Annotated in this window: 14 protein-coding genes; 6 read left to right on the top strand and 8 right to left on the bottom strand. The window is 57.6% G+C overall.

Annotated elements, in window-relative coordinates:
• The 3 genes from ACR0CE_RS11730 (at window position 1) to ACR0CE_RS11720 (ending at window position 1,270) form a co-directional block, all read left to right on the top strand.
• Window positions 1-198, top strand: a complete 198-nt coding sequence (locus tag ACR0CE_RS11730) for a DUF2783 domain-containing protein (RefSeq protein ID WP_209506076.1) — start codon at window positions 1-3, stop codon at window positions 196-198.
• A gap of 11 nt (window positions 199-209) precedes the next feature.
• Window positions 210-848: a maleylacetoacetate isomerase gene (maiA, locus tag ACR0CE_RS11725; RefSeq protein ID WP_480832551.1), complete on the top strand. Its 639-nt coding sequence runs from the start codon at window positions 210-212 to the stop codon at window positions 846-848.
• An 86-nt stretch (window positions 849-934) separates the two neighbouring features.
• Window positions 935-1,270 carry a DOPA 4,5-dioxygenase family protein gene (locus ACR0CE_RS11720; RefSeq protein WP_480832549.1) on the top strand — a complete coding sequence of 112 codons (336 nt, stop codon included), beginning with the start codon at window positions 935-937 and terminating at the stop codon, window positions 1,268-1,270.
• Here the strand turns inward: ACR0CE_RS11720 and ACR0CE_RS11715 are convergent.
• A complete protein-coding gene (locus tag ACR0CE_RS11715) occupies window positions 1,267-2,895 on the bottom strand; it encodes an acyl-CoA synthetase (RefSeq protein WP_480832547.1) in 1,629 nt (542 codons plus the stop codon). The two genes, ACR0CE_RS11720 and ACR0CE_RS11715, sit on opposite strands and share 4 nt — an antisense overlap.
• Window positions 2,896-3,116: 221 nt before the next feature.
• On the opposite strand from ACR0CE_RS11715, the gene ACR0CE_RS11710 reads away from it, so the two are divergent.
• On the top strand, window positions 3,117-4,508 hold the full coding sequence (locus ACR0CE_RS11710) for an aminotransferase family protein (protein ID WP_209598819.1): 1,392 nt from the start codon (window positions 3,117-3,119) through the stop codon (window positions 4,506-4,508).
• Between the two features lie 91 nt (window positions 4,509-4,599).
• Here the strand turns inward: ACR0CE_RS11710 and ACR0CE_RS11705 are convergent, their stop codons facing one another.
• From ACR0CE_RS11705 to ACR0CE_RS11680, 6 genes are all read right to left on the bottom strand, one after another.
• Window positions 4,600-5,190 carry a YeeE/YedE thiosulfate transporter family protein gene (locus tag ACR0CE_RS11705; protein WP_209598820.1) on the bottom strand — a complete coding sequence of 197 codons (591 nt, stop codon included), beginning with the start codon at window positions 5,188-5,190 and terminating at the stop codon, window positions 4,600-4,602.
• A 4-nt stretch (window positions 5,191-5,194) separates the two neighbouring features.
• The gene (locus ACR0CE_RS11700) at window positions 5,195-5,743 is read right to left on the bottom strand and encodes a YeeE/YedE thiosulfate transporter family protein (RefSeq protein ID WP_209506064.1); all 549 of its coding nucleotides are present in this window, start codon (window positions 5,741-5,743) and stop codon (window positions 5,195-5,197) included.
• A 224-nt stretch (window positions 5,744-5,967) separates the two neighbouring features.
• A complete protein-coding gene (rplT, locus tag ACR0CE_RS11695; protein ID WP_039523695.1) occupies window positions 5,968-6,333 on the bottom strand; it encodes a 50S ribosomal protein L20 in 366 nt (121 codons plus the stop codon).
• Between the two features lie 15 nt (window positions 6,334-6,348).
• Window positions 6,349-6,549 carry a 50S ribosomal protein L35 gene (rpmI, locus tag ACR0CE_RS11690; protein ID WP_010443552.1) on the bottom strand — a complete coding sequence of 67 codons (201 nt, stop codon included), beginning with the start codon at window positions 6,547-6,549 and terminating at the stop codon, window positions 6,349-6,351.
• 183 nt (window positions 6,550-6,732) lie between these two features.
• Window positions 6,733-8,283 (bottom strand): alanine/glycine:cation symporter family protein, encoded by a 1,551-nt coding sequence (locus tag ACR0CE_RS11685; RefSeq protein ID WP_480487220.1) that lies wholly within the window; start codon window positions 8,281-8,283, stop codon window positions 6,733-6,735.
• A 13-nt stretch (window positions 8,284-8,296) separates the two neighbouring features.
• Window positions 8,297-8,734 carry a universal stress protein gene (locus ACR0CE_RS11680; RefSeq protein ID WP_209506060.1) on the bottom strand — a complete coding sequence of 146 codons (438 nt, stop codon included), beginning with the start codon at window positions 8,732-8,734 and terminating at the stop codon, window positions 8,297-8,299.
• Between the two features lie 148 nt (window positions 8,735-8,882).
• On the opposite strand from ACR0CE_RS11680, the gene ACR0CE_RS11675 reads away from it, so the two are divergent.
• A complete protein-coding gene (locus ACR0CE_RS11675; protein WP_324169989.1) occupies window positions 8,883-9,377 on the top strand; it encodes a winged helix-turn-helix transcriptional regulator in 495 nt (164 codons plus the stop codon).
• 32 nt (window positions 9,378-9,409) lie between these two features.
• Here ACR0CE_RS11675 and pyk read toward each other — a convergent pair whose 3' ends face one another.
• Window positions 9,410-10,855 (bottom strand): pyruvate kinase, encoded by a 1,446-nt coding sequence (pyk, locus tag ACR0CE_RS11670; protein WP_480832544.1) that lies wholly within the window; start codon window positions 10,853-10,855, stop codon window positions 9,410-9,412.
• 142 nt (window positions 10,856-10,997) lie between these two features.
• On the opposite strand from pyk, the gene ACR0CE_RS11665 reads away from it, so the two are divergent.
• Window positions 10,998-11,735 (top strand): N-formylglutamate amidohydrolase, encoded by a 738-nt coding sequence (locus tag ACR0CE_RS11665; protein WP_480832542.1) that lies wholly within the window; start codon window positions 10,998-11,000, stop codon window positions 11,733-11,735.
• Window positions 11,736-11,778 lie beyond the last annotated feature (43 nt).

Below are 11,778 nucleotides of genomic sequence, written 5' to 3'. Positions count from 1 at the left end.
ATGTCAGACCTGATCCTAACCCCGAACATCAAAAACGCCGATGACTTCTATGCCGAACTTCTGGCCGCGCATGAAGGCCTGGAAAAAGCAGACAGCGACGCGCTGAATGCGCGGCTGGTACTGGTGTTGGCCAACCACATCGGTGACAGTACGGTGCTGACGGACGCCCTTCGCGCTGCCGCTTTGACTGACAGTTGACAGGCCCGGACGTGAGCGACGTCGTCCTTTATGACTATTGGCGATCCTCGGCCAGTTACCGGGTGCGGATCGCCCTGAATCTGGCCGGGATCGCGTATCGCCCGGTTGTTGTCGATCTGGTGGGCGGCGCACAAAAGGGCGATGAACATATCGCGCGAAACCCGCAGGGCTTTGTGCCGGTTCTGGATATTGACGGGCTGCGGTTGACGCAATCGCTGGCCATCCTCGACTATCTGGACCGGACCCGGCAGTTGAACCTTCTGCCTGATGATCCGGCGGAACGCGCGCGTGTTCAGGCGCTGGCTTATGCGATCGCCGTCGACATCCACCCAGTCTGCAACCTGTCGGTTGCGCGCTATGCCACGACCCTGAGCCATAACGCCCCCGACATGCCCGGCGACTGGATGCGGCATTTCATCAAACCCGGGTTGCAGGCGTTCGAAACCATGTTGGGTGATTTCGAACAGGCCCCCTACTGTGTTGGGTCAAAGCCCGGTCTCGCCGACCTCTGCCTGATCCCGCAGATCTATAACGCGCGCCGGTGGCAGGTTGATTTGTCGGATATGCCCCGCCTGCTGCGGGTTGAAGAGGCCTGCGCCAATCACCCGGCCTTTGTCGCGGCACATCCCGACGCACATGCGCCGGGTTAACATTGCACAGACCCTGTGTGCATGCGCAGCTAGGTTTTTTTCCTTTTAGGCCTTAGCTTTGAGCCAACAAAGCAGACGAGGTTCCTATGCCCGAGATCACCGGCTATCACGCCCATGTCTATTTCGACGCCGACACGCAGGACACCGCGCGGCAGGTCTGTGAAGAGGCGGCCCGCCTGTTCCCTGTTCAAATGGGCCGGATGCACGCCCGAAACGTCGGCCCCCATTCGCGCTGGAGCTGCCAGCTGGGCTTTGCTGCCAGCGCATTCGACCAAGTCATCCCATGGCTGATGCTGAACCGGCAGGGCCTGACGGTCTTCACGCACCCGGAAACCGGTGAACACCTGGAGGATCACCGCGACCGCGCGATCTGGATGGGTAAGATGCTGGCGTTGGACCTGTCGATCTTCGACAATCTTTAACCCAGCGCCCGCGCCTGATCCCGCAGAACGAATTTCTGTACCTTGCCGGTTGATGTCTTGGGCAGAGTGCCGAATACAACCGTTTTGGGTGCCTTGAAATGGGCCATCCGGTCGCGACAGAAGGCGATAAGCTCTGCCTCGGTTACGGCCGCGCCGGGTTTCAACTCGACAAAGGCGCAGGGCGTTTCGCCCCATTTCTCATCGGGACGGGCCACCACAGCAGCCTCCATCACCGCCGGATGCTTGTAGAGGATGCCTTCGACCTCGACAGATGAAATATTCTCGCCGCCCGAGATGATGATGTCCTTTGAACGATCCTTGAGCGCGATATAGCCATCGGGGTGCATGACACCCAGATCACCGGACGCGAACCAGCCGCCGTGAAAGGCCTTGTTGGTGGCCTCGGGATTCTTGAGGTATCCTTTCATCACCACGTTGCCCTGCATGAATATCTCACCCATGGTTTCGCCATCCGCCGGAACCGGTTCCAGAGTTTCCGGGTCGGCCACCATCAGGCCGGACAACGCGGTATAGCGCACGCCTTGCCGCACCTTAAGCGCGGCGCGGTCTTCAGGCCCTTTGCTGTTCCATTCGTCTTTCCATGCGCAGACAACCGAAGGCCCATAGGTTTCGGTCAGGCCATAGACATGCGTGACCTCGACACCCATCGCCTCCATCGCTTCTATCACAGCCGCAGGCGGCGGGGCACCTGCCGTCATCACCTTGATCTGGTGGTCAAAGTCCTTCAGCTCATCCGGCGCATGGGCCAGCATATTCAGAACGATCGGCGCACCGCAGAAATGGGTCACTTTCTCGTCCCGGAAAGCAGCATAGATCGGTTCGGCCCGCACCGCGCGCAAGCAAACGGAAACACCTGCATTGGCTGCCATGGCCCACGGGAAGCACCAGCCGTTGCAGTGGAACATCGGCAGGGTCCACAAATAGACCGAATGCTTGGGCATATCCCAGTCCAGCAAATCGGACTGCGCATTCAGGGTCGCGCCGCGATGGTGGTAAACCACGCCCTTGGGGTTGCCCGTGGTGCCCGAGGTATAATTCAATGTGATCGCGTCCCATTCGTCCGCTGGCAGTGACCAGTCAAACGCTGGGTCGCCTTCGGCCAGCAGGGCATCATAGGTCAGGCGGCCCAGCTTTTCACCGCCGTCGAAGGTGGGGTCTTCGATATCGATGACCAGAATGTCATGATCGACCTGTTGCAGTGCATCTTTCACCACATCCGAAAACTCGGGGTCGACCAGCAGCGCCTTGGCTTCGGCATGGTTCAGGATGAATGCGACAATCGGTGCATCCAGCCGCGTGTTGATTGCGTTCAGAACAGCGCCCGTCATGGGCACGCCAAAATGCGCCTCGTACATTTCCGGGATGTTGGCCGCGATAATCGACACTGTGTCACCCCGTCCAATCCCACGCGCTGTCAACGCACTCGCCAGACGCCGGCAACGGGCATAGGTTTCAGCCCAGGAATACCGGCGATCCCCATAAACCACGGATGGATAATCCGGGTAGACCTGCGCCGTCCGTTCAATGAACGTAAGGGGCGACAGGGGTGTGTAATTTGCCCGGCATTTGTCCAAATGACGCTCGTAGATATGTGTCGCTGCCATCCGCTGTCCTCCCGAAACGCAGTTTGGGCGAATTGAGCACAAAGTTCGCGTTCTGACAAACCCGTAGAAATACGGCGGCAAAACTGACTGGCGATACGGGATGATACGATCTGGCCCTATCTACATCCGGGCTTTCGCGGTGATCTGAAGCATCTTAAACACATGCCGGGATGAGGCATTTCCATATCCCGTGCACCGCTTCCTCACTGAAAGGACATGTCATGGACGGCACGTTCAACGAAAACGATCTTTCCCGCGTGGTCGAGGCCGACCGCGCCCATATCTGGCACCATCTGATCCAGCATAAACCCTTTGAAACCAATGACCCACGCATCATTGTCGAGGGCAAGGGCATGCGTGTCTGGGACCAGAAAGGCAAAGAGCATCTGGATGCGGTTTCTGGCGGCGTCTGGACCGTCAATGTCGGCTATGGCCGCGAATCGATCTGCAAGGCGGTTTACGACCAACTGATGAAGCTGTGCTATTTCGCCAATTCGGCCGGTTCGATCCCGGGTGCGCTGTTTGCCGAGCAACTGATCGACAAGATGCCGGGCATGAGCCGCGTCTATTACACCAATTCAGGTTCCGAAGCGAACGAGAAGGCGTTCAAGATGGTGCGCCAGATCGCGCACAAAAAATACGGCGGCAAGAAAACCAAGATCCTGTACCGTGATCGGGACTATCACGGCTCGACGCTGGCAACCATGTCGGCAGGCGGTCAGGACGAGCGCACAGCGCAATACGGCCCCTTCGCACCTGATTTCGTCCGCGTGCCACATTGCATGGAATACCGCAAGCACGAGCTGGACGGCGCACCCGAAGAGAATTTCGGCGAATGGGCCGCAGATCAGATTGAAGCCGTCATCCTGCGCGAAGGCCCCGATACAGTAGGTGCGCTGTGCCTTGAGCCGGTGACAGCAGGCGGTGGTGTGATCGAAGCGCCTGAAGGATACTGGCAGCGCGTGCAGGAGATCTGCAAGAAATACGATGTGCTGCTGCATATCGACGAGGTTGTCTGTGGCGTGGGCCGCACCGGCACGTGGTTCGGGTACCAGCAATACGGTATCAAGCCCGATTTCGTGACCATGGCCAAGGGCGTTGCGTCAGGCTATGCCGCGATTGCCTGCATGGTCACCACCGAGGAAGTCTTTGACATGTTCAAAGACGATGCCGCGGACCCGATGAACTATTTCCGCGATATCTCGACCTTTGGTGGGTGCACCGCTGGTCCGGCAGCGGCCATCGAGAACATGCGCATCATTCAGGATGAAAACCTGTTGCAGAACTGCACGGATATGGGCGCGCGTATGACGAACAACCTTCTGGCGCTGATGGACAAGCACAAGGTCATCGGCGATGTGCGCGGCAAGGGCTTGTTCCTGGGGGCCGAACTGGTTGTGGATCGCGGCACCAAAGAGCCGGTGGACGAGAAACTGGCGCAGGCCGTTACTGCCGACTGTATGGCACAGGGCGTGATCATCGGCGTGACCAACCGCTCGATCCCCGGTCGCAACAACACGCTGTGCTTCTCGCCTGCGCTGATTGCTACGGCCGATGACATCGACCAGATCACCGACGCGGTTGACGGCGCGCTGGGGCGTGTGTTCGGGTAAGATCAACGATATCGGTAAAAAAGAAACCGGCGCGTGTTGCGCCGGTTTTTTTGTCGGGATGCTGGTCGTGAATGTGTACGTTCAGCCGTGATTATTCGGCCGCAACACCAACCTTTTCGCCGGTTGCGATCAGGCTGTCCGGAAGAACGAAAGCAACCAGAACAAAGACGGCACCCAGTGCGATACCGAGAATATCGCCGGACATTAACAAAACACCCTCGTAAGCGGATCCCGGAACTGTACCCAGGGTGACTTTGCCGCCAGCAATTCCATCGAGCAGACCCGTGGCCTTCCAGGCCGGATATGTCGCCATGTAGGCCGCAGCACCCAACAAACCACCGACGATGAAGAACAAGGCGTCACGGCGACCGGACGCAGCGGCGCAGACCCCTGTTCCCGGACAGTAGCCCGATGCAGCCCAGCCCGCACCCAGTAACAATCCGCCAATGAAGACACCGACATAGGCCGATTTTACCGACATATGGCCGACATCCACAAACCCCAGCATCTGCCCGCCAAACATGAGGATCGAACCGGTTCCGATTGCCAGGAGGATCGTTTTCATCAGGTGGAGTCGACGCAGTGTCAACATGCCCACAATCCAATTTGGATTCGCCGCGCCAATCCGGTCAAGTACGGCTCCGAAAGCGGCGCCAATGATGATCGCAAGAATGATTTCCATCGCCTTATCCTTTCCGGTAGATCAGCATTGCTGTAGGAATTGCCGCTGCAAATGCTCCGGCTGCAAAGATATAGCCTGACAGGGCTGTCTGCATCATACCGGACATCATGTGACCGGATGTGCACCCACCCGCCAACCTGGCCCCATAGAGGACGACAAAGCCGCCCAATAGCGCGACCAGGTTTCGGGCCCAGGGCGTGTCGCCATAGTTTTCGCGCCAGATCATGGGCAGCTTGCCCTCGCCGCGTTCCAGACCGCCGCGCGCCTTGACCGACAAGAACGCCCCTGCGGCCATAGCCAAAACGAAGACAAAGCTGTAATTCAACGGATTGGATACGTATTTGGCGTATTTGCCATTGGATTTCGCCATGTATGCGTTGCTTGAACTGTAACCGTCATCCGTCTGTGTTACGAATTCTGAATTGACGGTGTCCGCAATAATTCCGTCAAGGATGACGAATTGGGTCGAAACACCGATCGGCTTCACCAGAAGAACTGCCCCGAAGAACACGAGCCCTAGCAGAACACCTCCAACTTTCCAGTTTAGTGTCATGATTTCACCCTTCTCACTTATATTCATAAAATCATATATAATATGATCCGAGGGCTGTTACATGATCTAGATCAAACCGGTCATGCCTGAAACTGGTTGGCGTCATCCCAATGCATAAGGGGTGGATGTCCTGATCCAAGAAGCGCCTGGAATGCGCCGCATGTTGCAACAAAAAAGACCGCCCCAAGGGGACGGCCTTTCTTTCACTGTCTCTTTTCAGAGGTTCAGGCAGCCAGAGCAGCCTGAGCTTTGGCGACGATCGCGCCGAACGCTTCCGGTTCGTGCACGGCCAGGTCGGCCAGAACTTTGCGGTCCACTTCGATACCGGCCAGGTTCAGACCGTTGATGAAGCGGGAATATGTCAGAGCCTCGTCATGGCTGCGCACAGCAGCGTTGATCCGCTGGATCCACAGCGCGCGGAAGTTGCGCTTGCGGTTCTTGCGGTCGCGGGTCGCGTACTGGTTGGCCTTGTCGACGGCCTGAGTTGCGACTTTGAAGTTGCTCTTGCGACGACCATAATAGCCTTTTGCGGCCTTGATGATCTTCTTGTGACGGGCGTGAGTTACGGTTCCACCTTTAACGCGGGACATCTCTTACATCTCCTCTTAGCGGTCGTAGGGCATGTAGCCCTTGACGATCTTTGCGTCGGGGGCGGACAGGGTGGTGTTGCCACGGGCGTCGCGGATGAATTTCTTGGTTCGCTTGATCATGCCGTGCCGTTTGCCGGCCTGGCCAGCAAGGACCTTACCGGTCGCAGTCACCTTGAAGCGCTTCTTGGCGCTTGATTTGGTCTTCATCTTAGGCATTTCCGTCTCCTTTTTCGGGTTCGGTTTCAGACGCGACTCGGCATGCCATCTCGGCCGGTCACGCGATCAGAAGCGCCGTTTACGCAAGTTCGGTCATACTGGCAAGGGGGTTTGGACCAGAATCTGTGCTTTTTGCAGCCTGGTCAGGCACCGGGGCGACACAGGCCGCCCCGGTGATTGGATTTAGTGTTCGAATTTGCGGATTTCACCGCTTTTCAGCCTTGCGGAGTAGGACGCCAGTTCCTGCCGCACCACTTTCATCAGGAAGTAGAGGGCAAAGACGTTCACAACCGCCATCGCAAAGATCGCCGCATCCGAGAAGTCGATAACCGGGCCGAGGTTGGCCGCAGCGCCGATCACCACGAAGACGCAGAAGATGACCTTGAAGATCAGCTCTTTTGTGTGTCCTTCTCCGAACAGGTAGGTCCAGGCCTTGAGGCCATAATAGGACCAGCTGATCATAGTCGAGAAGGCAAACAGGATCACCGCGATCGCAAGGATGTACGGGAACCAGCTGAACGCGCTGCCAAACGCGGCAGAGGTCAGGCTGACGCCGGAATTGCCATCCACTGTTGCGATGGCGGAACCCGCCTCGTTCAGCATGTAGTTTCCGGTTTCGGGATCGATGATCAGCTGTTGCGTGATGATGATCACCAGTGCCGTCATGGTACAGATCACGACGGTATCGATGAACGGTTCAAGCAGCGATACAAAACCCTCGGTGATCGGTTCCTTGGTCCGAACCGCCGAGTGCGCAATCGCCGCCGAACCCACGCCCGCCTCGTTCGAGAATGCCGCGCGCTTGAAGCCCTGGATCAGCGCGCCGACCATGCCCCCTGCAACGCCCAGCCCCGTGAAGGCACCGGCAAAGATTTGACCAAAGGCCCAGCCGATCATGTCCGCATTCATCGCGATGATGACCAGTGCAGTGGCAACATACAGCACACCCATGAACGGCACGACCTTTTCGGTCACCCGTGCAATGGATTTCAGACCGCCAACAATGACCATGAACACGACCGCAGCAAAAACAATACCGGTAATCCAGCCTGGATAGTCGCCAACGATACCCGCGATCTGCTGATGCGCCTGGTTAGCCTGGAACATGTTCCCGCCGCCCAATGCGCCCAGAATACAGAAGATCGAGAACAGCACCGCCAGGATCTTACCGCCCGGCAGGCCCAGCTCGTCAAAGCCCTTGGACATGTAATACATCGGGCCACCTGAAACGGTGCCATCTTCGTATTCGTTGCGGTATTTCACGCCCAGCGTACATTCGGTGAACTTTGATGCCATACCCAGAAGGCCCGCAAGGATCATCCAGAAGGTTGCACCCGGCCCACCGATGCCAATGGCAACGGCCACACCTGCGATATTCCCCAAGCCCACAGTGCCGGACAGCGCCGTGGCCAATGCCTGAAAGTGGCTGACCTCGCCCGCGTCGTTGGGATCGGAATAGTCACCTTTGACAAGGCTGATCGCGTGACCAAAGAACCGCAACTGCACAAGCGCGAAATACAGTGTGAAAACCGATGCAGCAATCACCAGCCACATGACGATCCACGGAAAGCTGGTTCCGGGCAGCGGTGCAAAGATGAAGCTGACAAACGGTCCGGTCAGGTTTGCAAAGGCCTGATTGATTTTTTCATCCAGTCCCGGCGCCTCTTGTGCAAGGGCAGGGCTGGCGGCAATGGTGGCGGCCGTTACGGCGCCAAGTGTTTTTAGCGTTCTCATTTTAGCCCTCCCCTCAGTTCACGACCGTAACCGGAACGTCGGCATGCATTACCAGATATTGCGTCGAACTGCCGAACAGGCGTTTCTTGATCCCGTCCGCAGATGCCCGACCCACGACGATTTGCGAGCCTCCGTTTTCGACCGTGATGGCGTTCAGCGTTTCCGCAACATCGCCATGGCGCACAATGCCCTGCGCTTCGAATCCCGCAGCCCTGAGGGCCTCAACAGCAGGTGTCACGACACGCGACATTGCCAGATCAACCTCTTCTTCGCGGCGCTTGTGGCGCTGGGCGTTTTCTTCAGGTGTCTGGAATGTGTAAGGTGACCATTCGATCACATAAGCGACCAGCAAATCGCACGTTCCGATCAGCTTTGCCAAATCCTTGGCAAAGGCAATCGCACGCTCGCCGGTTTCAGTCCCGTCGAGTCCTATGACAATCTTTGTTGTCATTTCGTTCCTCCGTTTTTGTTGTTAAGGCCGGGGCCCACGCCCCCGGCAGGGCGGCCGGAACTTGGAACTTTTCAACAAGACCGCCCTTTGGTAAGTATTAGGAAATTTCACTAGGAATTGGAGATTTTTTTGGGCCAATTTCAGTGTAATTTATCGTATTACGCCAAAAATACAGGGAATTTTACTGATTAGCAGAGATTTAGACAATATCGATCAACGCATCCTGCACGAGCTGGAGGCCAATGGCAGGCTCTCGATAGTTGAGTTGGCGGCGCGCGTGAACCTGACCAATACACCCTGTTCCGAGCGTGTAAAACGACTTGAGAAGAATGGCTATATCAAAGGGTACAGAGCCGTTGTCGACAAGGAAAGAATGGGGCTGGCACTGCTGACCGTGGTGCAGGTATCCCTGGTCGCAACTGCGGAACAATCCCTTGTGAAATTCAATGAAGCCGTTCGGAGTGTTCAGGAAATCGAAAGCTGCCTGATGGTGGCGGGCTCGTTTGATTATCTTCTGACCGTTCGAACGCGCGATATTGCGCATTTCCGGCTGGTGCTGGGCGAGAAGATCAACAAGCTGCCGGGGATACACCAGACCAGCTCTTTTACAGTTATGGAGATTGTAAAAGAGCCGGTTGGCTGACACGACACTCGGGCCCGAGTGTCGGCCTTCCGTTATTCCGGATCCGTGCTGTAGATCAGCCGTTCATCACACGGGGCCACGCGCAGAATGTTAGTCGTGCCCGGTACGTTGAAGGGGACACCGGCCGTAACCACGATCTGATCGGTTTCGGTTGCAAACCCCCCTGCCCGCGCCGCGCGGGCTGCGTTGACAACGGCGCTTTTGAACCGCTGGAGTTCGGGCGTCATGACGCAATTGCAGCCCCAGCTCAGGCAAAGCCTGCGCGCAGTTCCCATCAGCGATGTCATCGCAATGATCGGAACACCGGGACGTTCACGGGCTGTCAATGAGGCGGTCGTGCCGCTTTGCGTAAAGCAGCAGATGGCCTTGATATCGGTCTTTTCAGCAATCTCTCGGGCGGCCGCGACGATGGCATCGGCCACAGTGCTTCCTTTTGCCGTGCGGGACGCGGCGATAATCTGGGAATAGGTCGGGTCGGCCTCGACCTCGATGGCGACCTTATTCATGGTCTGCACAGCCTCAACCGGATAAGCACCTGCCGCCGATTCCGCGCTGAGCATAATGGCGTCCGTGCCCTCATAGATCGCGGTGGCCACATCCGACACTTCGGCGCGGGTGGGCATCGGGCTTTCGATCATGCTTTCCAGCATCTGGGTGGCGACAATGACCGGCTTGGCGGCACTACGGCACTTGCGGACCAGCCGCTTCTGAATGGGCGGCACCGCAGATACCGGCAGTTCCACCCCCAGATCGCCCCGCGCCACCATGATCCCGTCCGACGCATCTAGGATGTCGTCGAACGCCTCGACCGCCGCCGGCTTTTCGATCTTCGACAGAATCGCAGCGCGTCCATCAGCCAGCGCCCTGGCCTCGAACACATCCTTGGCGCGTTGCACGAAACTCAGCGCCAGCCAGTCAACGCCCAACTGGCAGACAAACTCAAGATCACCACGGTCCTTCTCCGACAAGGCCGCCAGCGGCAGTACCACATCCGGGACGTTCACACCCTTGCGGTTTGAGATCGTACCGCCGACCTCAACTGTGCAATTGGCAAAGTCCTGACCACAATCTTGAACGATCAGACGGATCTTGCCGTCATTGACCAGAAGGCGCGCGCCCGGTTCAAGGGCCGCGAAAATCTCGGGGTGCGGCAGGCACACGCGGGCGGTGTCGCCGGGAGCCGGATCAAGGTCCAGACGGAACGCCGCGCCCTCTTCCAGTTCCTCCGCATCATTTGCAAAAACACCAACCCGCAGCTTGGGACCCTGAAGGTCAGCCAGAATGGCAATCGGGCTGTCCAGATCCTTTTCAACCTGCCGAATGATCCTGTGGCGTTCGCGAATCTCATCATGGCTGCCGTGGCTCATGTTCAGACGGAACACATCCGCCCCGGCTTCGTGCAGGGCGCGAATGGTGTCATAATCACTGGACGCCGGTCCCAGCGTCGCCACGATTTTTACATTTCTCAGGCGTCGCATTGGTCTTGACCTCCTCATGCCGGTTCAGGTTCGCAGATCAGCTTTTGCAAAATGTTACCGCAAACACTGCTGTGGCGCTTATTGCGCAATTCCCTTTTTAAAGCAACTGCCCTACACCTGCGACAAACTAGATGACAGGCTTATGACTTACACCCCGTTTTTTGTTCACGGCGCGGATCGCCCGTCCCGATGGCTGATCACATGCGACCACGCAACCAACATCGTCCCCCCCGAGGTCAATGACGGAGACCTTGGCCTGCCGCGCGAGGATATGGAGCGCCATATCGCCTATGATGTCGGCGCGTATGAGGTATCAAAACATCTGGGCGAGATTCTGAACGCGCCGGTGATTGCTGCCAATTTCTCGCGCCTCGTAATTGACCCGAACCGAGGGGAAGATGACCCCACGCTGTTGATGAAACTGTATGACGGGTCGATCATTCCCGGCAACCGCCATGCCGATGCCGCCGAGCGCGAACACCGCCTGAACATGTGTTATCGCCCCTACCACACAGCATTGTCCGAGATGGCGGCACTGCCACATGCGGTAATTGTGTCGATGCATTCCTTCACGCGTCAGCTGCGCGGACGTGATCCGCGTCCGTGGCACATTGGTGTGCTGCACACGCCGGACGAGCGGTTTTCGCGCCCTTTGATCGACCGGCTGCAACAGGAAGATGACCTGTGCGTTGGTGTCAATGAACCCTATACCGGTGTTTTGCCTGGTGATGCGATTGACAAGCACTGCACCGCTTTTGGCCGTCCCAATGCATTGATCGAGCTGCGCAACGACCTGATCGCCGACCATGCCGGGCAACGTCATTGGGCCGAGCGGCTGGCGATAATCCTGCAAGAAGCGTTGGACACTAGCGACCTTTGACCGCAAGGTTTGCAGGGACGTTCCACCCCTCACACCATTGTGT

It is taken from the genome of Ruegeria sp. L11 (genome assembly GCF_056531755.1).
The sequence above is the reverse complement of the archived record's forward strand: the minus strand, read 5'-3'. Positions and strand labels throughout refer to the sequence as shown.

What these genes read in the sequence shown, in the direction of transcription:
- ACR0CE_RS11665 (WP_480832542.1), top strand. Translation starts at nt 10,998, where the DNA reads ATGACTTACACCCCGTTTTTTGTTCACGGCGCGGATCGCCCGTCCCGA.
- ACR0CE_RS11715 (WP_480832547.1), bottom strand. Translation starts at nt 2,895, where the DNA reads ATGGCAGCGACACATATCTACGAGCGTCATTTGGACAAATGCCGGGCA.
- ACR0CE_RS11710 (WP_209598819.1), top strand. Translation starts at nt 3,117, where the DNA reads ATGGACGGCACGTTCAACGAAAACGATCTTTCCCGCGTGGTCGAGGCC.
- ACR0CE_RS11730 (WP_209506076.1), top strand. Translation starts at nt 1, where the DNA reads ATGTCAGACCTGATCCTAACCCCGAACATCAAAAACGCCGATGACTTC.
- ACR0CE_RS11700 (WP_209506064.1), bottom strand. Translation starts at nt 5,743, where the DNA reads ATGACACTAAACTGGAAAGTTGGAGGTGTTCTGCTAGGGCTCGTGTTC.
- rpmI (WP_010443552.1), bottom strand. Translation starts at nt 6,549, where the DNA reads ATGCCTAAGATGAAGACCAAATCAAGCGCCAAGAAGCGCTTCAAGGTG.
- ACR0CE_RS11685 (WP_480487220.1), bottom strand. Translation starts at nt 8,283, where the DNA reads ATGAGAACGCTAAAAACACTTGGCGCCGTAACGGCCGCCACCATTGCC.
- pyk (WP_480832544.1), bottom strand. Translation starts at nt 10,855, where the DNA reads ATGCGACGCCTGAGAAATGTAAAAATCGTGGCGACGCTGGGACCGGCG.
- ACR0CE_RS11720 (WP_480832549.1), top strand. Translation starts at nt 935, where the DNA reads ATGCCCGAGATCACCGGCTATCACGCCCATGTCTATTTCGACGCCGAC.
- ACR0CE_RS11705 (WP_209598820.1), bottom strand. Translation starts at nt 5,190, where the DNA reads ATGGAAATCATTCTTGCGATCATCATTGGCGCCGCTTTCGGAGCCGTA.
- rplT (WP_039523695.1), bottom strand. Translation starts at nt 6,333, where the DNA reads ATGTCCCGCGTTAAAGGTGGAACCGTAACTCACGCCCGTCACAAGAAG.
- ACR0CE_RS11680 (WP_209506060.1), bottom strand. Translation starts at nt 8,734, where the DNA reads ATGACAACAAAGATTGTCATAGGACTCGACGGGACTGAAACCGGCGAG.